This window comes from Bradyrhizobium sp. WYCCWR 12699, assembly GCF_032144035.1.
In the GTDB taxonomy this organism is placed as follows: Bacteria; Pseudomonadota; Alphaproteobacteria; order Rhizobiales; family Xanthobacteraceae; genus Bradyrhizobium.
The window spans coordinates 887,858-908,185 of record NZ_JAVTJN010000039.1 but is presented as its reverse complement, the minus strand read 5'-3'; the positions used below and the strand labels follow the sequence as shown (position 1 = coordinate 908,185).

Sequence of the window (20,328 nt, the reverse complement as noted above, 5' to 3'; positions counted from 1 at the left end):
GGCAGAGCCTTACACCAGCCTGACCGCTCGCCGAAATTACCGGTTCTTGTTCACCGGCTTGCGCTTCTCGATGAACGCCGCCATGCCCTCGGAGCGGTCCTCGAGCGCGAAGGTCGCGTGGAACAGGTTGCGCTCGACGCTCATGCCTTCGGCGAGCGTGGTCTCGAAGGCGCGGTTCACCGCTTCCTTGGCCATCGCGACGGCAGGGCGCGACATCGCGGCGATCTTCTCAGCCGCCGCCATCACCTCGTCCATCAGCTTGTCGGCGGGGACAATGCGGCTGACGAGGCCTGAGCGCTCGGCTTCCGCCGCATCCATCATGCGACCGGTGAGGCACAAATCCATGGCCTTGGACTTGCCGATCGCGCGCGTCAGGCGCTGGGTACCGCCGATGCCGGGAATGGTGCCGAGCGTGATCTCGGGCTGGCCGAACTTTGCCGTGTCGGCGGCGATGATGATGTCGCACATCATGGCGAGCTCGCAGCCGCCGCCGAGGGCATAACCGGCAACTGCCGCAATCGTCGGCTTGCGGCAACGCGCGACGCGGTCGCCGCCGATCGCGGCAAAATCCTCGGAGAACATGTCGATGAAGCCCTTCGGCTGCATCTCCTTGATGTCGGCGCCGGCGGCAAAGGCTTTCTCGCTGCCGGTCACGACGATGCAGCCGATGGCGTCGTCGGCTTCGAGATCATCGACGGCAGCTGCGATCTCGCGAAAGACGCCGAAGGAGAGCGCGTTGAGCATCTTCGGCCGGTTCAGCTTGATGATGCCGACCGCGCCTTTGCTTTCGACGATGATGTGTTCGAACGTGCTCATGCTCCACCCACGCGTTTGATTGGGCGGGCAATGTGCCCGCTGGCGCGGATGCCTTCAAGGGGGCTCAAGGCCCCGGAACACGCGGCGAGCGCGCGTTCCGGAAGAGGTGTTTCAGACGAAGAATTCGGGCCGGGCCCGGGCTCGCAATCACGCCATGAACATGCGTGCGGCGGACGCCAGCGTCAGCAGCGTGCCGACGCCGATGAAGATCTTCCCGATCAGGGAGCTCTGGTCCCAGGCCGAGCTCTGCTGGCTGCTTGCCATCACCGGCGCCGGCCGTGGCTGGGCCTCGGTTGCGGCAATCACCGTCTTCTGCGCCGGCGGGCTGTCCTGTTGCACGGCACGGTCGATGTCGTTGAGCTGATCGGGTGCGACAACCTGGCTCTCGGCGTTCGGGGCGCCGGGATTATCGGCCGCGGCCTGGACATTGTCGTTGGCGCGGTCAGTCATCGCGGAGGCCGCAGCCGCGGTCGGCGTATCGGCGGCGGCGAGCTGGGCATTGGCATTGGCGACCGCCGGCGGCATCTGGCTCGAGGCCGGCGTGTCATTCTCGGCCTTGATGTCGGCCTTCGGCTCCTCGGTCTTTGCCGGGGCGTCGGTCTTGTCGTCGGATTTCTGTGCGGTCTTGCTGCTGCTGGTGCGGCGCGACTCGTGGCGCCGGTGCTTGCTCGGCTTGGCCGCGTCAGCCTGTTTGCCTGCGCTGTCCAATTTTCCGCCGGTGGCCTGGTCCGGCGCCGCCTGTGCAACGCCTCCGAACAGCACGAAAAGGCCGGCAAGAAGGATCAATGCCGCGCGCCCGCTGGCTTTCATCATGGTGATGATCTCCCCAATTCCGCCCGTCCCGGGAGCGAACAGAGACCCCGGGGCGTGACGACAGCGGGGCAGAAAATGGGAATCTTCGGGCTAGACCGGGCAAAAACGGGGCAAACCCGCCCGCTGCCGCCGGCCGCCGGGTGCGGGACGAGCCGATCGGTGTTATGAGCCGTCGCAGAGGTTGACGGCCGTATCGGTCGCGAGGTCCGGGCATTGATCACGAATTCGTGATCTCGTTCGGCCCGCGTAACAAATTGAACGAACGGCCGAATTGCATGGTGAGGGGCGCGCGTGCGCGGACGTGAGGACGAATGGACCGGCCTGATGCGGTCGGCCATGGCAGGCGATGATGCGGCATATCATCGCCTGTTGAAGGCGATCACGCCGGTGCTGCGCGCCGCGGCGAGGCGTGGCCTGGCGCGGGCCGGGCAACCCCCTGATCAGGCCGAGGATATCGTGCAGGAGATACTGTTGGCGGTGCACCTGAAGCGGCACACCTGGGACAGCGAGGCCCCCTTCGCCCCCTGGCTGTTCGCGATCGCCCGCAACAAGCTGATCGATGCGCTGAGGCGACGCGGCAGGCGCGTCTTCGTCAACATCGACGATTTCGCCGAGACGCTGCCGGGCGAGACTGCGCAGGAAACAGTCTCTGCGGGCGAGGTCGCAGCGCAACTGGGCACGCTGCCGCAGCGCCAGCGCGACGTGCTGCAGTCGATCGCGGTCGAGAGCGCCTCGATCAAGGACACGGCTTCGAAGTTTTCGATGAGCGAAGGCGCGGTGCGGGTCGCACTGCATCGCGGACTTGCGGCACTGACTGCCAAATTGCGGGACCACTAGTCATGGATACCGACCAACTGATCCGCTCGCTCGCAGCCGACAACGCCCACCGCGCCCCGCGCGTCGGCGCCGTGCTGACCATGGCGCTGCTGGTGGCCGCGCCCTTGTCGATCCTGATTTTCGCGACCTTCCTCGGCGTGCGCGCCGACGTGATGACGGCCATGCGCAATCCGTTCTTCGACATGAAGTTCGCGGTCACGCTGTCGCTCGCGATCCCGGCGATCATCGTCAGCCTGCATCTGTCGCGTCCCGAAGCCCTGATGCGCGGCTGGGGCTGGCTGCTGCTGCTCCCCGTTGGGCTGCTTGCGGTCGCGATCGGCAGCGAGGCGATGATGGCGCCGGCGATGCCGATGACGATGCGGCTGGTGGGCAAGAATTCCAGGGTGTGCCTGCTCGCGATCCCCGCGATGTCGCTGCCGTTGCTCGCGGGTGCGCTATTCGGCCTGCGACATGGTGCACCCTCGCAACCCGCGCTGGCCGGCGCGCTCGCCGGCCTGGTGTCGGCCGGCTTGGCCGCGACGCTCTACGCCTCGCACTGCACCGATGACTCGCCCCTGTTCGTCGCGACCTGGTACACGCTCGCCGCCGCGCTGGTGGCGGCGATCGGCGCGGCGGTCGGATCCAGGGTCCTGCGCTACTGACGAGCCAGTCTCACGCCGGAATCGTGCCCTGCTGCATGCGGTGGAAGCGCAGCACCTGCTGCGCGGTCGACGAGCGCAGCGCCTCGTAAGTATCGCGCAGCGTCAGCATGTCGGTCTGCGAGCCGCCCGAGAGCTTCTCGCGCATGGCGATGATGGCGCGCACGCTCGGCCAGGTCATGCCCGCGACCTTGGCGAGGATCATCACGCCCTCGGTGCGGCTTTCGATCATCATGGTCTCGGCGGTCTCGACCGGGATGCCCGCGAGCGCGGCGAGCCCCGCATTGGTTTCGTCGAACTTGCCCTGCTCGGCGAAATTGGTGACCTGGAATTCGTTGAGACGGCCGTCCTCGTGCAGCGATTTCACCAGCGCGCGCGCCATCTCGGTCTGCTTGGTCATGGCGGCGGCGCGGACCCTCTGGGCCACTTCCTGGACCACGCTCGACACCTCGTCCGCGAGCTCGGGATGCGCGGCCTCGAGCTTCCTGCGCACGCTCAAGGAGGCCTTGGCGACCAGCCTCAGGTAATGATGACGCGGCAGGTCGGGCCGCAGGCCGATGCAGGTGGCGAGGTCGTCGTCCCGTTCGGCGCGGGTGACGAGGTCGGTGAGGCTTCCCTCCGAGAGCCGGGCGCCCGGATTCTTGACGGTCGACTGCACCACGTCCGCGTCGCCGCGCGTCACCAGCACGTCGGTCAGCGCTTCCGACAGCACGCGCCGCAGCGAGATCGCCTTGAGATGCGCCTGGCCTCTCGTGCGCGCGATCTCGATCAAGGTCGTCTCGTCCAGCCGTTCCGATTTCGACAGCACGGGCCCGGAGACCTCGATGACCTCGTCGAGCGCGAGCGTGCGCATGATTTTCGGCGGCGCGGCCGCGATTGGTGCGAGGCGGTCGGCGAGCAGCGCCCTGGCCGACGTCTCGATCTGCTCGGCCAGGCACTGGAACACGTCGTCGAACACGCGGATGTGGGCGTCGGAATAATCCACCGCGTTGCCCACGAAGAGATCGGTGACGCGGCGCAACGTCTCGACTCGGCGCGCCACGGTGCCGTGCGAGAGCGCGGTCTGTAATTCTTCCAGCAGATTCTCGGATGATTTTGCGGATTTGGATCTCATTGCCCTGTCCTGGAGCGCTCGGTCCGGCGGCGGCTTCTGCCGCACCGGAGGAAAATGGATTGGTCAGCTCGTTGCAATGCGGTTGCGCCCTTGCGCCTTGGCGGAATAGAGCGCGCGGTCGGCGCGCGCGAGAAACGTGTCGGCGGTATCATTGTCGCGCAGCGTGACGACGCCCGCGGAAATGGTCACGTGCATGCCCGGAGAGAATGCGCTCCAGTCGAGATCGGCGACGATGCTGCGCAGGCGATCGAGCATGCGCTGTGCGGCGTCGCCCGGGGTGTCCGGCAAAAGCAGCAGGAATTCCTCGCCGCCGTAGCGGCCGAAGCTGTCGGCCGGGCGGATGTTGGCGAAAATGGTGATCGCGAAGGTGCGCAGCACCTCGTCGCCGATGGGATGGCCGTGGGCGTCGTTGATGCGCTTGAACCAGTCGAGATCGATCAGCGCGATCGCGCAAGGCGTCGAGGCCTGTCGCGACTTTTCGATCGCGACGTCGAGGAGGCGCATGATGCAGCGGCGGTTGTAGGAGCCGGTGAGCTCGTCGAGCTCGGCCAGTTCCTCGATGCGCTGATAGGCGGCCTTCAGCTCGATGCTGCGCCGGTACAGGATCTTGCGCAGGGTGGCGCCGAACAGGCCGAGAAAGGCGCACTGGCCGATCACCAGCACGAAGCAGAGCATCGAGGCGGTTCGCTCCAGGCGGGTCCCGACCGGCAGTCCGATCGGGAGGTCCGAGCCCAGGAAGACCAGGGCGAGCCCGCAGGTGGCAAGGCCCCAGGTGACCATCGCCTGGCGCGAGGTCATGCGCAGCGTGCCAAACGCGAAGATCAGGAACAGTACGGCGAGGAACGCGACCCCGACCGTCGGCACGGCGAGCAGGAACACCAGCTGCAGCGCCATATGCGCCGAGATCTGGAACACGGTGAGGTAATGATCCTCGAACCGGTCGCCGAAGCCGGCTTCCGACAGCACGGTGAACGTGCCGATGATCAGGAGGCCGCCGAGCCAGAACAGCGACGGAACGGCCATGTCGACCGCGCCGCCAAAGGCGTAGAGCAGCAGGACCGAGGCGCCCAGCGAATAGCTTGCCACCTGGCCGATATACATCTGGCGGCGCTGCCGGGTCCGGCGCGCCTGGACCTCGGAGGCCGCAGCCTCGGGCGCGAGGACGAGATCCGCGACCTCAGCGGCATTCCTCTCGGGAAAGGACGTCGCGGCCGTGCTCATGGTCCCGCCAATGGTGGATGTCAGTGTAAAAATCTACGTGGCAAGCCTTTAGGTTTGGTATCCTTTTGAAACCGAATCCGAACCGTGCAGCACGGAACAGGGTGATGGGTCGGCGGAGGAAATTTTACCGGGGATCAGGCATCCGCTGCGATGCGGTCGAGCCAAAGTCGCGCTTGGCGCGACATATGTCGGGCAGGACTGCTGTCGGGCAAAACTGCTATGGGAACCGGATGAGGCCGGGCCGCCTGTGCCGGACAGGCATTCCGCAGGGAAGTATCTCAGTATTATGTTACCGATCTGGATTGTAGCGGCCGACCGCCGCGGGCGGGACGAGAAAAACGCGCGTATGTGGGGTGGATCACACAGGCGCCCGTATGACTGCGGTATGTTGAACAATTTTGCACCCCCCGTCGAACCGTCCGCCGTATCGACCCGACCAACTTTGCGAGACGGCAATTGAGCGTGACACAGGCGGCTTCGGACGAGGTCCTGATCGCCAGGATCGCTCAAGGTGACCGGCTCGCCATGCAGGTGCTGTACGGGCGGCATCATGTCAGGGTGTATCGTTTCGGGCTGAGGCTCGTGCGAGACGAGCAGGCGGCGGAAGACCTCATCAGCGAGGTGTTTCTCGACGTCTGGCGTCAAGCCGGCAAGTTCGAGGGCCGATCCGCCGTTTCCACCTGGCTGCTGGCAATTACCCGGTTCAAGGCCCTGTCTGCGCTCCGGCGCAGGAAGGATTTCGAACTGGACGAAGACGCCGCGAACGCGATTGAGGACACGTCCGACAATCCGGAAACGGTGGTTCAGAAGAAGGATACCAGTGAAGCGATGCGAGGGTGTCTGACGGGCCTCTCGCCGGAACACAGGGAAATCGTCGATCTCGTCTACTACCACGAGAAGTCCGTGGAAGAGGTGGCCGAAATCGTCGGGATACCCGAGAACACTGTGAAGACGCGCTTGTTCTATGCGCGCAAGAAACTGGCCGAACTGCTGAAGGCAGCCGGCGTTGAGCGAGGCTGGCCATGATGGCTTTGAGCAAGAAGATGCTGGAGCATGAGCCCAGTGAAATTGAACTGCTGCTGCCCTGGCACGCTGCCGGCACGCTGAACGCGCGCGATGCGCGCCGTGTCGAGGAAGCGCTGGCGCGCGATCCCGAGCTCGCCAAGCAATATGCTGTGACCCGCGGCGAATACGAAGAGACCATTCATTTGAACGAGAGCTTGGGCGCTCCGTCGGCGCGCGCGATGCAGAAGCTGTTCGCCGCCATCGACGCCGAGCCGGCGCGGGCGAGCGGCTCGCTGCCGCTGTCGGCGCGCATCTCGACCTTCTTCGCGAGCCTGTCGCCGCGCACGCTGGCGTGGTCGGCAAGCCTTGGCGCCGTCGCGCTCGTGCTGCAGGCCGGCATCATCGGCGCCGTGCTGATGAAGAACCAACCCGCGACCTTCCAGACCGCCTCGCTCTCGACCAGCGCGCCGATCACGCGCGAGCTTGGCAGCGCCACCGCGCCGGCCCGCGCGCTGGTGCGCTTCACGCCCGAGGCGCGCGTCTCCGACATCACCGGGCTGCTCGACAGCTACCAGGCCTCGATCATCGGAGATGCCAAGGGCGGCATGTTCCGCCTCCAGTTCGACAAGGCCATGAACCGGGACGAGCTCGCTTCGCTGCTCGGCAGGATGCAGCGCGAGAAGTTCGTCAACCTTGCCGTCGCGGCGCCCTAGGCGCGCCGCTGAACCGATGACGGGCAAATCCGAGAGCAGGGTGCGCGCCGGGGCCTACGCTTCATCGGTCGGCGCTGCGCTTCTGATCGCCGCCTGTCTCGGCGTCGAGGTTGCACAGGCGCAGGCGATCATGCGCACGCCCACGATCAGCGTGCCCTCGCGAACGCCGACCATCTCCACGAACATCACCCCGCGGGTCAGTCCCAATATCGCCGCGCGCGCGGTCAGCGTCGGCCGCGGCCCGCGGACGATGGCCACCATTCCCCACACCACGACGTCGCGCATCCGGCCGACGACGACGGTGCTGCCCTATGCGCACTACTCGCCGAACCTGTACCCGGCCTGCACCGCGCCTTATCGCGATGCCGATGGCGAATGCCTGGCGCAGCCGAATGCAGGCGGCGGTGGCTCAGCCAAATCCGGCAAGAAGAGCGCCGGCAAGGGCCGGGGCGATGCCACGCCAAGCGCCGCCAATCTGCGCAGCTTCGCCAACGAATTCGTGGCGGAGATCGACGGCACGCTGTCGCCTGGCGACACCGACGCGCTTGCCCGCCGGCACGGCCTGACGCGCGTCTCCTCGGAGAATTTCCCGCTGATCGGGGCGACGTTCGGCCTGTTCCGCATCACGGACGGCCGACCGTACGAGACCGTGAAACGCGAATTCGCGGCCGACGGCAGTGTCCGCTCGGTCCAGCCGAACTTCCGGTACGTGCTCCAGGACCAGAAATCGACGACGCAGAGCGAGGGCGACCCGGCGCAATATGCCCTGGCCAAGCTCCGCCTGCCGCAGGCGCATACGCTGGCGCACGGCGCCAACGTCACGGTGGCCGTGATCGACTCCGGCATCGACGCCAAGCATCCCGAGCTCGCCGATTCCGTCTCCGACAATTTCGATGCGCTCGGCAGCGCCGAGGGGCCGCACGTCCACGGCACCGGCATCGCCGGCGCGATCGTGGCGCATGCCCGCCTGATGGGCAGCGCGCCCGAGGCGCGCATCATCGCGATCCGTGCCTTTGGCGGTGCCAATGGCGGCGCCGAAAGCTCGTCCTACATCATCCTGCGCTCGCTGAATTACGCCGCCGAGCACGGCGCGCAGATCGTCAATATGAGCTTTGCCGGTCCAAAGGACGCGGTGATCGAGCGCGCCATCGCGGCGACCGCCGCGCGCGGCCTCGTGCTGATTGCGGCCGCCGGCAATGCCGGCGCGAAATCGCCGCCGCTCTATCCGGCGGCCAATCCCAACGTGATCGCGGTCAGCGCGACCGACCAGCAGGACAGGCTGTTCACCGCGTCCAACCGTGGCAATTACATCGCCGTCGCAGCGCCCGGGGTCGACATCTTCCTGCCGGCGCCGGACGGCAAATACCAGATGACCTCGGGAACCTCGTTCTCGGCCGCCTATGTCTCCGGCGTCGCGGCGTTGCTGCTCGAGCGCAACTACGCCCTGAAGCCGGAAGCGTTGCGCATGACGCTTTCGAAGACTGCGCGCGACCTCGGCTCGCCCGGGCGTGACGAGCTGTTCGGCGACGGGCAGGCCGATGCCTTTGCCGCGGTCATGGCCGTCCCCGCCGACAACGCGACGCCGGTCGCGGCTGCGTCCGGTACAACAAAACGTGAAGATGCCGGCAAGCGTCGCGACGAGCCTAATAGCCGCGCGATCGAACAACCCTCGCTGTCGAGCGCGGATGATAAAGCCACGGTTTCTCAGGCGGATAGGCCGGCGACGCGCTAGCGGCTGCGGCAAAGCTGCGCGGCAGAGCGAAGCTCAAAAAAGCGAACCCCGCGTTGAACGTTCAGCCCGCTGCCACGACCAAATTATGTGGGAGCGGTCATCCCTCCCCATCAGTCATATCAGGCGCGAGCGCCCATCCACCCCAAGCGCCCATATGGCTCGACCCGTCCGGTTGTCCCCCCGGACGGGTCTTTTCTTTTTGGGCGTCCGATTTTTTGAAACTCTGCATGCGTTCAGCTTTCGGTTGAAAGGTCGCGTCGGCATTCCGGCCGCCGCTCGAGCGACACGCCGCAAGCCCGCTATGCTTGTGCGAAGCTTGACTCGAAAACGCAGTAAATATCCGCACGACTACGGAGTTTGGCGACGCGCGGGGTGTCGTTGCTGGACAAGTCAAAACTTTTCCACAAAATATTCATGTCGCTTCTAAATTGATTCGTGTGCGTTGCGTCCCCGCGTCCGTGTTCTCTCCTGACGGGCTGGTCTATGACACTTCGCCAAGAATCTAACGGCGCGTCTATTCGCGCCGTGGCCGGCGGCCGCGACGTCGCGGCGCGCTGGTGCGCTCTCGCCGAGCAGCGGCTGCAGCATCTCTCCGAAATGTTCGAGACCGGCCGCTGGCGCCGTTATCATTCCGAGATCGCATTCCTCGAAAACATCCAGGAAGCCAAGCGCGCCGTCCAGACCTGGCGCGCGCTCGCAACCGGCGGGGACGTCGCGGAGGCGGCCGCAAGCGTGACGCCGGCATTCGGTTGGTCGCCGGCGACCATGCCCCGCGTATTTCCGCGTGAGCAGCAGGCGCAGGCCGTGCAGCCCAAGACCCTGCAGCCCAAGACCCTGCAGCCCAAGACCCTGCAGCCAAAGGCCGTCCATATCGCCTCCGAGACCGCCGTGCCGGTCAGGCTTGATCCCAAGCCGAACGTTCTTGCCGAAATCACCGAAGCCCCGCTCGCGCCGCTCGCCGCGCCCGCAGCGTTGGCGTCATTTACCGCGCCGGCCGAGGTGCCACCGCTCAGGGCTCCCGCTGCGAGGGCCCCGCTCACCGCACCCGCCGTGAGGTCACCGCTCGACACGCCCGCCGCAATGGCTCAGTTCACCGCGCCGGACGTGAAGCCGCCGCTGGCGGTACCTGCCGCGAAGCCGCCCAGGGCCGCGCCTGCCGCGATGGCGGCGCTCTTGCCGCAATTCACCCCGCCGGCCGAGGAAATCGTCGCAGCCCCCGAGCGCGTCGTCGAATTCACCTTCAGCCTCGACGGCCTGGAAGCCAAGTACCCGCTGCTGCGGAACGCGTTCTAAGAGACGCTCAGCAAGGGATTGCATCCGTCATCCCCGCGCAACCGCGAAGCGGTTGTCGCTGGAGGGTGCGAGGCATGGACGCAACGCGTCCCATGGGGAGGCTCGAAGGATGAACGGCCGGCTGTCAGCCGCGCCTACCTTCGGACCGCATTTCCACCGAGCACCACCTGCGCAAATCGCTGCGCGCCCTCTGCCGACAGATCCGAGGTCACGGCACGCGCGTGATCGAGGCCGACGACGGCGCCGCGCGGAGTCTCCGAGATCATGTTGTTGTTGACGAGCGCAATGCCGGCGCCCGGCACGATGGAGACGCCGATTCCGGCCAGGGCCTTGCGGATCACGTTGCCTGTGATCGCGACGTCGCGCAGATATTTGCCCCAGCCGGCGACGATGCCGTAGGATGGCACGTTCTCGATCACGTTCCCGGTCACGGACGAATCCGCCTCGATATAGATGCCGACGCCGGCATCGTCATCCGGCGCGGTGCCGATCGGCCGCTTCGGAATCAGATTGCGGATGATGTTGCCCTGGACCACCGCGATGCGGCCGCCCTCGTTGAAATTGCAGACGGAGACGCCGACGGCCGCGCCATCCACAATGTTGTTGGCGATCACCGCGGCTTCGAACGCGAACTCGGAATAAAGCGCGACCTCGCGCACGTCGCTGACGCTGTTGCCTGATATTTGAATGTTCGAGGCGGAGTTGCCGCGCACGGCGGAGTAATCACAGTTCTTGATGCGATTGCCGCGCACGATCACGTTGCCGGCGCGGAAAGCATTGATGGCGTTGCCGTACTGGCCGGAGCCGCCGGGGCCCGCCTTGATGTTCTCGATGCGGTTATCGGTGACCAGCGTGCCGTCATCGCCGATCGCGGTGCGCAGGATCTCGATGCCGTTGTCATTGGTGCCGAGAATCGTGTTGCGGGAGACGTTGAGGCGATTGGCATCGAACGACACCACCGCCGTCACCGCGATGTCGGTGAAGATATTGCCGGCGATCTCCCCGGACACCTGCTCGAGCCAGATGCCGCTGCCGCCCGATCTCGTGACCTCGCAATCGGTGATGCGGACGTCGCGGCCGCCCAGAACATGGATCAGCCCGCGCCGCGTCGGCAGCGGGATGCCGGCGCCGTCGAAGGTGAGGCCGGTGAGGCCGATCGCATCGGAGCCGTCGCTCTGGATCGCCGAAGCTCCACCGGTGAAGATGAGTTTCGTTGCGCCGCGCACGCCGATCAATTGTGCGCCGTTCGGCAACCGCAGCAGCCCGCTGCGATAAACGCCGGGCGGCAGCGCCAGCGGCATCTGCGCTCGCGCCGCCTCGTCGATCGCACGCTGCAGCGCGCGGGTCTGATCTTCGCTGCTGCCGGGTCGCACACCGTATTGCGTGGCATCGCGGCCGAGCAGGGACGTCAGCGGCGCCGCGCGCGCGGCGTCGGCCGGCATGGCCAGCGCACCGGCGATGCCGGCAGTGGAAGCTCCGATGAGGTGGCGGCGATTGAGGTCCATGACGCGTCCTCCGCGCGGATTAGGTAGCGCAGGGCGGACGCGGGCGCGGGGATTGTTCGCGGTAGGGTTAAACGTTTACCGCGGCGGAGGTGCCAGCGTGTTCCGTCGCTTCCTTGCCAACCCCACCATCTCCATCAGCATGGCCTCGCCGGCATCAACGAGTTCCTCCAGCGTGATCCGGGCTGCGCCCTTCCGTCGCAACGCGCCGCTGCGCCCAAGCAGGGGGATGTGGATGAACGCCGCAAGCTGCGGACCACCGGCCTTGACGTTCTCGATCGCGCGCCAGCTCAAATAGTTGCAGAGATAGGCGCCGGCATCGCGCGAGGACCGCGCGTCGATGCCGGTGAGGCGCGCGGCGCGCAGCAGCCTTGCCGTGTGCGGGCCGAACGCCATGGCGTCCGCGGTGCCTGTGATGCCGCGCTTGCTCGAACGGGTGTTGGCGGCATCGGGCCAGAGCATGGTGACGGCGTTGCGCGCGCGGGTCTCGATGCGCAGGTAAGGCGTGCGCGCGGCGAGGCCGAACATCAACAGCGCATCCGGCCTCACTTTCGCGAGCACGTCAGGCAATTGCCGATCGACCGCGGCGTAGGCGACCGGGAAGATGTGGCTGAACAGCTCGACATCGTCGAGCGCTGGCCGACGCAATTGCGCGAGCCGCGCCACCAGCGGCTGGGTCGGGTTGTAGGGCGCGCCGGGAAACGGCCCGAAGCCGGTGAGGAGAACGCGGAGCCTGTCGCTCATTGCAGCAACTCCAAAATCTGCTCGGCGGCGAGGGCCGGGGTGAGGTGGCCTTCGGCGACTTCAGTCTCGATCTTCTTCACCTTGGCGCGCACCGATGCCTCGCTGCGCAGCCGCGCCAGCATGCGTTGCTCCAGCATCGACCACATCCATTTCACCTGCTGCTCGCGACGCCGCGCGGCGAACTCGCCGGAGGCATTCATCGCCTTGCGGTGGTCGAGGACCTTCTGCCAGAGCTTTGCGATGCCGTCGCCGGTCAGCGCCGAATAGGTCTCGACCGGAGGATGCCAATGTTCGGACCGGGGACTGAGAATGTGCAGCGCGCCGCGATAGTCGGCGGCCGTGACCTTGGCGCGCTTGAGATTGTCGCCGTCGGCCTTGTTGATCGCGATCATGTCGGCGAGCTCGACCAGGCCCTTCTTGATGCCCTGCAATTCGTCGCCGCCGCCCGGCAGCATCAGCGCAAGGAAGAAGTCCGTCATGTCACAGACCGCGGTCTCGGACTGGCCGATGCCGACGGTCTCGACCAGTACGACGCCAAAACCGGCCGCCTCGCACAGCAGCATCGCCTCGCGCGTCTTGGCCGCGACGCCGCCGAGCGTGCCCGAGGACGGCGAGGGCCGGATGAACGCGTCGCTGGAGGCGGACAGCCGCGCCATCCGCGTCTTGTCACCGAGGATCGAGCCGCCGCTGCGCGCCGAGGACGGATCGACCGCGAGCACTGCGACCTTGTGGCCCTGTTCGATGAGATACGTGCCGAGCGCATCGATGGTGGTGGATTTGCCGACGCCGGGCGATCCCGTGATGCCGACGCGGAATGCCTTGCCGGTGTCCGGCAGCAGCATCTGCACCAGTTCGCGCGCCAGCGCCTGATGGTCGCCGCGCCGGCTCTCCACCAGCGTGATGGCGCGGGCGAGGGCCGCGCGGCTGCCGGCGCGGAGCTCCTTGGCGAGGGATTTGATGTCGAGCGAGGCCTTCTTCTCAGTCATGCCCTGCTTTACAACGCCGATGCGGGGCAGGCGAGGGCCGCTCGCCTCAAATCACCTGCTTGTTGCTGCCGCGGCTTGCGCCGGTTTCACCTTGCGCCAGACCCAGACCATCACCGGCCAGAGCAGGGCGCCGATCGCCATCGACGCGAGGATGGCCGCGACGGGCCGCTCGAAGAACGGCAGGATACTGCCGTCGGACTTGATCAGCGACGTGACAAAGGCCTGCTCGACCATGGTGCCCATGACGATGCCAAGCACCATGGCGGCCACGGGATAGCCGTTCGCTTCCATGACATAGCCGATCACGCCGAAGGCGGCGACGGTGACGACGCCGAACATGTTGTTGCCGATCGCGAACGAGCCGACCGCGCAGCACAGCATGATGATCGGCATGATGGCCGCGCGCGGCGCCAGCAGGATGTAGGCGGCGACCCGGATCATGGCGATGCCGAGCGGGATCATCAGGATGTTCGCGATGATGAACATCAGATAGATCGCGTACATGCTCGACGCTTTCTCGGTGAACAGCGTCGGGCCGGGATTGAGCCCCTTCATGTAGAGGACGCCGATCGCGATCGCGGCGATGGTGTCGCCGGGGATGCCGAACAGCAGCGAGGGCACCCAGCCGGAGGCAATACTGGCATTGTTGCTGGCACCGGCCTCGACCAGGCCTTCGACATGGCCGGTGCCGAACTTTTCCGGCTCCTTGGAGAAGCGCTTCGACATTGCGTAGGACACCCAGGCAGCCATGTCGGCGCCGGCGCCCGGCAGCACGCCGATGATGATGCCGACGATGTTCCCGCGCGTCATCTGCCAGTGATACTGCTTGGTCAGCTTCCACTGTCCCGCCATGATGCTTCCGAATTTTCGGCGTGGCAGGGGCGGCGGTTCCGGCGTCAGCATCGCGCGCATCACCTGCGCCACCGCGAACACGCCGACCAGCGCCGGGATCGGCTCGATGCCGCCGAACAGATCGGTGAGGCCGAAAGTGAAGCGTGGGACGCCGCCGGGATTCTCGATGCCGACGCAGGAGACGAGCAGGCCGATGAACATGCCGGCGATCGCCTTCACCGGCGAGGAGCGCGCCACCAGCGTGGCGCACATCAGGCCGAGCAGCGCCAGCCAGAAATATTCGAAGGTCGAGAACGACAGCGCGATCTCGGCGAGCGGTGGCGCCAGGATCATCAGCGACAGCACGCCGGCGATGCCGCCGACGGCGGAGAACCACACGCCGGCGCCGAGCGCGAGCTCGGCCTGGCCCTTGCGCGTCATGGCGTAAGCTTCATCGGCATAGGCGGCGGAGGCGGGCGTGCCGGGAATACGCAAGAGCGCGCCGGGAATGTCGCCCGAGAAGATCGCCATCGAGGAGGCCGCGACGATGGTCGCGATCGCCGCGATCGGCGACAGGTAGAAGGTGACGGGAACGAGCAGGGCGGTCGCCATCGTCGCCGACAGGCCTGGCAGCGAGCCGATCACGAGGCCGTACACGGAGGCTGCGACCATCGCGATGATGACCTCCCAGGTGGAGATCAAGGCGAACGCTTCAATCAGGGTCTTGAGCATGGAGAATTACCAGGGCGTCGGCAGCAGGCCGGCAGGAAGCGGCACACGCAGCAACTTGCCGAAGATGAGGTGGATGGCGAATGGCGAGAGCGCGGCGAGCGGCAGCGCCAGCTTCCACTTGGCCCCGAGCGCGGTCGAGGTGACATAGACCATGATCGCCGCGGTGATGATGAAGCCGAGCCGGTCGGCGGCAAATACGTAGAACAGCAGCAGCGCCGGCGGCAGCAACGCGCGCAGGCCGTAGAGCTTGCTCTGCGGCGGCGGAGCTGCGGCCTGGCCGTCCTCCAGCGGGATCAGCTCTTCCTCTTCCTCGAAGGAGTGGCCGATCCCGAACACGATCGCGAGCCCGCACAGCGCGAGCCCGCTGCCGATCACCAGCGGAAACACGTTGGGGCCGACCGGCTGGCCCGGCACCGGCGGCAGGATATAGCCGCCATAGGCGGCCGCAGCGCCGAGTGCGACGAGAAACGATCCCGTGATGGAGTCGGGAAGACGCATGGAGAGAAGTCCTGTGAGAGAAGTCCACTCTCTCCCCGTATGCGGGGAGAGAGTGGGGTGAGGGGAGTCTCCGCGACAACGGTGAGAGTTGGACTCGTGGAAGCTCCCCCTCACCCGAATTCGAGCGAAGCTCGAGTTCGACCTCTCCCCGCAAGCGGGGCGAGGTGAAAAAATCAAGCCTTGCTGAGGCCCGCCGCCTTCATCGCCTCGCCCATCTGGGCGTCGCCCTTGTCCATGAAGCCCGCGAACTGGGTTGCATCGCCCCATACGGTGCCGAAGCCGCGGTTGCTCATGAAGTCCTTGAATTCGGCGGACTCGTAGACCTTCTTCAGCGCCGCGGTGAGCTTGGTTGCGATCTCCGGCGGCAGGCCCTTCGGTGCGCCGATGCCGCGCCAGGCGCCGGTAGCGTAGTCGATGCCCATCGCCTCCTTCAACGTCGGCACGTCCTTGAAGACCGGATTGCGCGCAGGCGCCATGATGGCGAGGCTCCTGGCCTTGCCGGCCTCGATGATGGCGCGCGCCTCCGGAACCGAGCACGTGGTGAGATCGAGGCCGCCGGCGGCGAGATCCTGCATCGCGGGCGCGGCGCCGTTCGACGGCACCCAGGCGACCTGGTTGGCGGGCAGGCCCATCGCCTGCATCCAGCCGACCAGCGCCAGATGCCAAATGCCGCCCTGGCCGGTGCCCGAAGCCTTGAACTTGCCGGGAGGGGCGGCCTTGATCGCCTCGGCGAGCTCCTTGACCGTCTTGTAGGGCGAGGAGGACGAGACCTGGATGCCCGGGGGATCCTCGTTCATGAGGGCCAGCGGCGTGTAGCTCTTCGGCGTCAGCTCGGTGAGGCCCTGCCAGTGCATCATCGAGATTTCGACGGTGAGCATGCCGATGGTGTAGCCATCGGGCTGCGCGGTCGCGATCGCGCTATGGCCGACCACGCCGGAGCCGCCGGTGCGGTTGACCACGTTGAAGGGCTGGCCGAGGTCCTTTTCCAGAAGCGCAGCGACGATGCGCGCGGTCGCATCGGTGCCACCGCCGGCGCCCCAGGGCACGATCACGGTGACCGGACGGGCCGGATAGGCTTGTGCGAGTGCCGGCTTGAACCCGAAAGCGGCGGATGCCGCGACGGCGGCGGTCGAAGCCGCAAAGGTGCGGCGCGAAATCTTGGACATTGAATGCCTCCCAGCGGCGCCCGTGACGTCGGGCGCTCTTGTCAATGACGACATTCTAGTCGGCTTTGCAGCGCCGCCGCAAGGTAGCGCTACCAATGAGATCGACATGTTGTGTGAAAACCGCATGCCCATCGGATGTGCAATCGGAAATCGGGTGGGTTTTGTCTGCGCGCTCCACCAACCTGAGCGCGTAACGAAAGCCGAAGGCAAGTAACGATGACCCAAGCCTATTACAGCGCCGTGCTGGACCGCCCGCTGGACCAAGTCTGGTCGTTGATCCGCGATTTCAACAATTATCCCGCCTATATCGACGGCGTCAGCGAGAGCGTGATCGAAGACGACAAGCGCGGCGATGAAGTCGGCGCCATCAGGCGCTTCTGCTATCTCGGAAACTGGATCCGCCAGCGCCTGGTCGATCATTCGGACCGCAAGCACACCCTGACCTATGCCGGCCTCGAAGCGCTGCCCTATCCGCAATATGACGGACGTCAGGCGCCGGCACCGACACGCTATCAAGGCACCATGCATCTGCGCCCGATCACCGAGGGCGACCGTACCCTCATCGAATGGTCGGTCGATCTCGAGACCGAGCCCGCGGACGCCGATCGCTGGCAGGCCCTGTTTGCGTCCTGGATTCCGGATTGGACGGATTCACTTGCCCGGACATTGGCGCGGGCTCATCCGCGATCCGGTTAGCGATCGCTCACGGCTCGTCCGCATCGCCCTTCGGCCGCGCGCCGCCGAAGATGCGGGTGCCTTCCGCCGCCAGGTAAGGCTTCAGCGTCTCCCACGGCACGAAGGCGACATACTCGCCTTCGGCATAGGGGCCGACGGCGTAGGACGGATAGTGGAAGGTGAGGCCGGAGCTCTTGCCGGCTTCAGTTGACGGCGCCAGCGTCACCGCACCGATCTTGAGCAGGCTCGGTTTCAGCTCCTTGAACCATTCCTCGGTTGCGGTCTCGCCGGCGTCGCGCTTCTTCTTCTCGGCCTTCAGCGAGGTGATGATGGCCTTCACCATCGCCTTCATGGTCGCGCCGTTGTCGGCGGTCTCGGTGAAGAACGGGCGGATCGAGATGCGCTTGTTGTCCGCCTTGTCCCACAGGATCGTGTTCACGTCCGAATTGGGATGCGCGCCGCGAGTGTTCATGTAGTCGTCGCGCAGGATGCTGACATAGCGATCGGCGACGACGGAGCGGATTGAGTATTTGCGCTCGAAATCCCAGCCGCCGTCTTTAAAGAACTGCGGATCGGTTTTGCGCGCGGCGGCAGCTTCGGCCGCATTCTTGTCGAGCCACTTTTTGCCTTCGGCGAGGCAGTCCGCCGCCAGTGCCGCATTCGCCTTGATCTTGTCGTCGAGGAAGAGGCGCGCCTCGATGCTCTTGGTCTTGATGACGGTGTCGGGCTTGGGGTCGGCGGCGTGGGTGGGACCGAACAGCGCGCTGCAAACCGCGGCAACAGCGAGCGCGCGCATGAAACCTGGCGCGAGAAACATCACGCAAACCTTTCTTGCCGGAAAATAGACGGCGAAGCTACTCCGCCGCCTCGCTATGGCCGAGCCGGGCGTTCAGCTTGCGGATCAGCTCTTCGGCGGCCTCCGCGATCACCGTGCCCGGCGGGAAGATGGCTTCCGCGCCTGCGGCATAGAGCGCATCGTAATCCTGCGGGGGCACCACGCCGCCGACGATGATCATGATGTCGTCGCGGCCCTGCTTCTTCAGCGCGGCCTTCAGCTCCGGCACGGCGGTCAGATGGGCGGCGGCGAGCGAGGAGACGCCGAGGATGTGCACGTCGTTCTCGACCGCCTGCCGGGCGGCCTCATCCGCGGTGGCAAACAGCGGCCCGATATCGACGTCGAAGCCGATATCGGCAAACGCGGACGCAATCACCTTCTGGCCGCGGTCGTGGCCGTCCTGGCCGATCTTGGCGACCAGGATGCGCGGGCGGCGGCCTTCGGCCTCCTCGAAGGCGTCGATCAGCGCCTGAACCTTCTCGACCTGGTTGCCCATGCTGGACGCCTCCCGCTTGTAGACGCCGGTGATGGATTTGATCTCGGCGCGGTGCCGGCCGAACACCTTCTCCATTGCGTCGGAAATTTCGCCGACGGTCGCCTTGGCCCGCGCAGCATCAATCGCGAGCGCCAGCAGATTGCCGTTGCCCTCGCCGGCCGAACGCGTGATCGCGGCGAGCGCGGCATCGACGTCCTTCTGGTTGCGCTCGGATTTCAGCCGCGTCAGCTTGTCGATCTGCAGGCGCCGGACGTTGGAATTGTCGACCTTCAGGATCTCGATCTTGTCCTCGTCGGTCGGCTTGTACTTGTTGACGCCGATCACCGCCTGCTTGCCGGCGTCGATGCGGGCCTGGGTCTTGGCGGAGGCTTCCTCGATGCGCAGCTTCGGCAGACCGGCCTCGATCGCCTTTGCCATGCCGCCGAGCTCCTCGACCTCCTGGATATGGCTCCAGGCCTTGGCCGCGAGGTCGCGGGTGAGACGCTCGACATAATAAGAGCCGCCCCAGGGATCGATGATCCGCGTCGTGCCGCTCTCCTGCTGCAGGAACAGCTGGGTGTTGCGGGCGATGCGCGCCGAGAAATCGGTCGGCAGCGCCAGCGCCTCGTCGAGCGCGTTGGTGTGCAGCGACTGGGTGTGGCCTTGCGTCGCCGCCATCGCCTCGACGGTGGTGCGCATCACGTTGTTGAAGACATCCTGCGCGGTCAGCGACCAGCCCGAGGTCTGGCTATGCGTGCGCAGCGACAGCGAGCGCGGATCCTTCGGGTTGAAGGGTTTCAGGAGCTTCGCCCAGAGCAGCCGCGCGGCGCGCAGTTTTGCCACTTCCATGAAGAAGTTCATGCCGATGGCCCAGAAGAACGACAGGCGCGGTGCGAAGCGGTCGACGTCGAGACCGGCGGCAAGTCCGGCGCGCAGATATTCGACGCCGTCGGCGAGCGTATAGGCAAGCTCGAGGTCCTGCGTCGCACCGGCCTCCTGCATGTGATAGCCGGAGATCGAGATCGAATTGTATTTCGGCATCTTTTGCGAGGTGTAGGCAAAAATGTCCGAGATGATCCGCATCGAGGGCGCGGGCGGATAGATGTAGGTGTTGCGTACCATGAACTCTTTCAGAATGTCGTTCTGAATGGTGCCCGACAGCTTCTCCGGCGGCACGCCCTGTTCTTCGGCCGCCGCGACATACAGCGCGAGGATCGGCAGCACCGCGCCGTTCATGGTCATGGACACGCTCATCTGGTCGAGCGGAATGCCCGCAAACAGCGTGCGCATGTCGTAGATGGAATCGATGGCGACACCAGCCATGCCGACGTCGCCGCCGACGCGCGGATGGTCGGAGTCATAGCCGCGATGGGTCGCGAGGTCGAAGGCGACCGAGAGGCCCTTCTGTCCGGCAGCGAGGTTGCGGCGGTAGAACGCGTTGGAATCTTCCGCCGTGGAGAAGCCGGCATATTGCCTGACCGTCCAGGGCTGGTTGACATACATGGTCGGATAGGGACCGCGCAGATAGGGCGCGATGCCCGGATAGGTCTCGAGGAAGTCGAGGCCCGCAAGATCGGCTTCGCCATAAGCGGGCTTCACCAGGATTCCCTCGGGCGTCAGCCACGGCTCGGCGCTCCCCGCGGGCGCGGCGGTGGTAGCCCTTTCGAAGGCGATGTCGGCAAAATTCGGAATGCGGCTCATG

At 66.0% G+C, this 20,328-nt stretch carries 19 protein-coding genes; 7 read left to right on the top strand and 12 right to left on the bottom strand.

What is annotated here, in order from left to right:
• Positions 1 to 36: 36 nt before the first annotated feature.
• Both RPS27_RS35010 and RPS27_RS35005 read right to left on the bottom strand, forming a co-directional pair.
• Positions 37 to 816, bottom strand: coding sequence for an enoyl-CoA hydratase (locus RPS27_RS35010; RefSeq protein ID WP_194407118.1), 780 nt, complete (start codon positions 814 to 816; stop codon positions 37 to 39).
• Positions 817 to 963: 147 nt separating this feature from the next.
• Entirely contained in the window at positions 964 to 1,629 is a 666-nt protein-coding gene (locus tag RPS27_RS35005; RefSeq protein WP_212067175.1) for a hypothetical protein, read from the bottom strand.
• A gap of 291 nt (positions 1,630 to 1,920) precedes the next feature.
• Between RPS27_RS35005 and RPS27_RS35000 the strand changes: the two genes are divergently transcribed.
• Positions 1,921 to 2,466 (top strand): sigma-70 family RNA polymerase sigma factor, encoded by a 546-nt coding sequence (locus RPS27_RS35000; RefSeq protein ID WP_194407120.1) that lies wholly within the window; start codon positions 1,921 to 1,923, stop codon positions 2,464 to 2,466.
• Between the two features lie 2 nt (positions 2,467 to 2,468).
• Positions 2,469 to 3,107 (top strand): NrsF family protein, encoded by a 639-nt coding sequence (locus tag RPS27_RS34995; protein WP_212067174.1) that lies wholly within the window; start codon positions 2,469 to 2,471, stop codon positions 3,105 to 3,107.
• A gap of 10 nt (positions 3,108 to 3,117) precedes the next feature.
• Here the strand turns inward: RPS27_RS34995 and RPS27_RS34990 are convergent, their stop codons facing one another.
• Complete coding sequence (locus RPS27_RS34990; protein WP_212067173.1) at positions 3,118 to 4,218, bottom strand: DUF2336 domain-containing protein; 1,101 nt, start codon at positions 4,216 to 4,218, stop codon at positions 3,118 to 3,120.
• 63 nt (positions 4,219 to 4,281) lie between these two features.
• Positions 4,282 to 5,439, bottom strand: coding sequence for a GGDEF domain-containing protein (locus tag RPS27_RS34985; RefSeq protein ID WP_211417676.1), 1,158 nt, complete (start codon positions 5,437 to 5,439; stop codon positions 4,282 to 4,284).
• 456 nt (positions 5,440 to 5,895) lie between these two features.
• Between RPS27_RS34985 and RPS27_RS34980 the strand changes: the two genes are divergently transcribed.
• From RPS27_RS34980 to RPS27_RS34965, 4 genes are all read left to right on the top strand, one after another.
• Positions 5,896 to 6,465 (top strand): sigma-70 family RNA polymerase sigma factor, encoded by a 570-nt coding sequence (locus RPS27_RS34980; RefSeq protein WP_212067172.1) that lies wholly within the window; start codon positions 5,896 to 5,898, stop codon positions 6,463 to 6,465.
• The gene (locus tag RPS27_RS34975; RefSeq protein WP_212067171.1) at positions 6,462 to 7,157 is read left to right on the top strand and encodes a hypothetical protein; all 696 of its coding nucleotides are present in this window, start codon (positions 6,462 to 6,464) and stop codon (positions 7,155 to 7,157) included. The genes RPS27_RS34980 and RPS27_RS34975 overlap by 4 nt, the downstream gene beginning before the upstream one ends.
• A gap of 16 nt (positions 7,158 to 7,173) precedes the next feature.
• Entirely contained in the window at positions 7,174 to 8,889 is a 1,716-nt protein-coding gene (locus tag RPS27_RS34970; protein WP_285811999.1) for a S8 family serine peptidase, read from the top strand.
• A 525-nt stretch (positions 8,890 to 9,414) separates the two neighbouring features.
• Positions 9,415 to 10,182, top strand: coding sequence for a TIGR03809 family protein (locus RPS27_RS34965; protein ID WP_212067204.1), 768 nt, complete (start codon positions 9,415 to 9,417; stop codon positions 10,180 to 10,182).
• A 134-nt stretch (positions 10,183 to 10,316) separates the two neighbouring features.
• On the opposite strand, the gene RPS27_RS34960 is transcribed toward RPS27_RS34965, so the two are convergent.
• From RPS27_RS34960 to RPS27_RS34935, 6 genes are all read right to left on the bottom strand, one after another.
• Positions 10,317 to 11,687: a TIGR03808 family TAT-translocated repetitive protein gene (locus tag RPS27_RS34960; protein WP_212067169.1), complete on the bottom strand. Its 1,371-nt coding sequence runs from the start codon at positions 11,685 to 11,687 to the stop codon at positions 10,317 to 10,319.
• Positions 11,688 to 11,762: 75 nt separating this feature from the next.
• On the bottom strand, positions 11,763 to 12,428 hold the full coding sequence (locus tag RPS27_RS34955; protein WP_212067168.1) for a pyroglutamyl-peptidase I: 666 nt from the start codon (positions 12,426 to 12,428) through the stop codon (positions 11,763 to 11,765).
• A complete protein-coding gene (gene meaB / locus RPS27_RS34950; RefSeq protein ID WP_212067167.1) occupies positions 12,425 to 13,414 on the bottom strand; it encodes a methylmalonyl Co-A mutase-associated GTPase MeaB in 990 nt (329 codons plus the stop codon). The genes RPS27_RS34955 and meaB overlap by 4 nt, the downstream gene beginning before the upstream one ends.
• A 51-nt stretch (positions 13,415 to 13,465) precedes the next feature.
• Positions 13,466 to 14,977, bottom strand: a complete 1,512-nt coding sequence (locus RPS27_RS34945) for a tripartite tricarboxylate transporter permease (protein WP_211417669.1) — start codon at positions 14,975 to 14,977, stop codon at positions 13,466 to 13,468.
• A 6-nt stretch (positions 14,978 to 14,983) separates the two neighbouring features.
• Positions 14,984 to 15,475, bottom strand: coding sequence for a tripartite tricarboxylate transporter TctB family protein (locus RPS27_RS34940; protein WP_211417668.1), 492 nt, complete (start codon positions 15,473 to 15,475; stop codon positions 14,984 to 14,986).
• A gap of 173 nt (positions 15,476 to 15,648) precedes the next feature.
• Positions 15,649 to 16,641, bottom strand: a complete 993-nt coding sequence (locus RPS27_RS34935; RefSeq protein ID WP_194407133.1) for a tripartite tricarboxylate transporter substrate binding protein — start codon at positions 16,639 to 16,641, stop codon at positions 15,649 to 15,651.
• Positions 16,642 to 16,857: 216 nt separating this feature from the next.
• Between RPS27_RS34935 and RPS27_RS34930 the strand changes: the two genes are divergently transcribed.
• On the top strand, positions 16,858 to 17,337 hold the full coding sequence (locus tag RPS27_RS34930) for an SRPBCC family protein (RefSeq protein WP_212067166.1): 480 nt from the start codon (positions 16,858 to 16,860) through the stop codon (positions 17,335 to 17,337).
• Positions 17,338 to 17,344: 7 nt separating this feature from the next.
• Here the strand turns inward: RPS27_RS34930 and RPS27_RS34925 are convergent, their stop codons facing one another.
• Positions 17,345 to 18,112, bottom strand: a complete 768-nt coding sequence (locus tag RPS27_RS34925) for an RsiV family protein (protein ID WP_409517587.1) — start codon at positions 18,110 to 18,112, stop codon at positions 17,345 to 17,347.
• A 58-nt stretch (positions 18,113 to 18,170) separates the two neighbouring features.
• Positions 18,171 to 20,327: a methylmalonyl-CoA mutase gene (gene scpA, locus RPS27_RS34920; protein WP_212067203.1), complete on the bottom strand. Its 2,157-nt coding sequence runs from the start codon at positions 20,325 to 20,327 to the stop codon at positions 18,171 to 18,173.
• Between the last annotated feature and the right edge of the window lies 1 nt (position 20,328).

What these genes read in the sequence shown, in the direction of transcription:
- RPS27_RS35010 (WP_194407118.1), bottom strand. Translation starts at nt 816, where the DNA reads ATGAGCACGTTCGAACACATCATCGTCGAAAGCAAAGGCGCGGTCGGC.
- RPS27_RS35005 (WP_212067175.1), bottom strand. Translation starts at nt 1,629, where the DNA reads ATGATGAAAGCCAGCGGGCGCGCGGCATTGATCCTTCTTGCCGGCCTT.
- RPS27_RS34995 (WP_212067174.1), top strand. Translation starts at nt 2,469, where the DNA reads ATGGATACCGACCAACTGATCCGCTCGCTCGCAGCCGACAACGCCCAC.
- RPS27_RS34990 (WP_212067173.1), bottom strand. Translation starts at nt 4,218, where the DNA reads ATGAGATCCAAATCCGCAAAATCATCCGAGAATCTGCTGGAAGAATTA.
- RPS27_RS34985 (WP_211417676.1), bottom strand. Translation starts at nt 5,439, where the DNA reads ATGAGCACGGCCGCGACGTCCTTTCCCGAGAGGAATGCCGCTGAGGTC.
- RPS27_RS34975 (WP_212067171.1), top strand. Translation starts at nt 6,462, where the DNA reads ATGATGGCTTTGAGCAAGAAGATGCTGGAGCATGAGCCCAGTGAAATT.
- RPS27_RS34970 (WP_285811999.1), top strand. Translation starts at nt 7,174, where the DNA reads ATGACGGGCAAATCCGAGAGCAGGGTGCGCGCCGGGGCCTACGCTTCA.
- RPS27_RS34960 (WP_212067169.1), bottom strand. Translation starts at nt 11,687, where the DNA reads ATGGACCTCAATCGCCGCCACCTCATCGGAGCTTCCACTGCCGGCATC.
- RPS27_RS34955 (WP_212067168.1), bottom strand. Translation starts at nt 12,428, where the DNA reads ATGAGCGACAGGCTCCGCGTTCTCCTCACCGGCTTCGGGCCGTTTCCC.
- meaB (WP_212067167.1), bottom strand. Translation starts at nt 13,414, where the DNA reads ATGACTGAGAAGAAGGCCTCGCTCGACATCAAATCCCTCGCCAAGGAG.
- RPS27_RS34945 (WP_211417669.1), bottom strand. Translation starts at nt 14,977, where the DNA reads ATGCTCAAGACCCTGATTGAAGCGTTCGCCTTGATCTCCACCTGGGAG.
- RPS27_RS34940 (WP_211417668.1), bottom strand. Translation starts at nt 15,475, where the DNA reads ATGCGTCTTCCCGACTCCATCACGGGATCGTTTCTCGTCGCACTCGGC.
- RPS27_RS34935 (WP_194407133.1), bottom strand. Translation starts at nt 16,641, where the DNA reads ATGTCCAAGATTTCGCGCCGCACCTTTGCGGCTTCGACCGCCGCCGTC.
- RPS27_RS34930 (WP_212067166.1), top strand. Translation starts at nt 16,858, where the DNA reads ATGACCCAAGCCTATTACAGCGCCGTGCTGGACCGCCCGCTGGACCAA.
- RPS27_RS34925 (WP_409517587.1), bottom strand. Translation starts at nt 18,112, where the DNA reads ATGCGCGCGCTCGCTGTTGCCGCGGTTTGCAGCGCGCTGTTCGGTCCC.
- scpA (WP_212067203.1), bottom strand. Translation starts at nt 20,327, where the DNA reads ATGAGCCGCATTCCGAATTTTGCCGACATCGCCTTCGAAAGGGCTACC.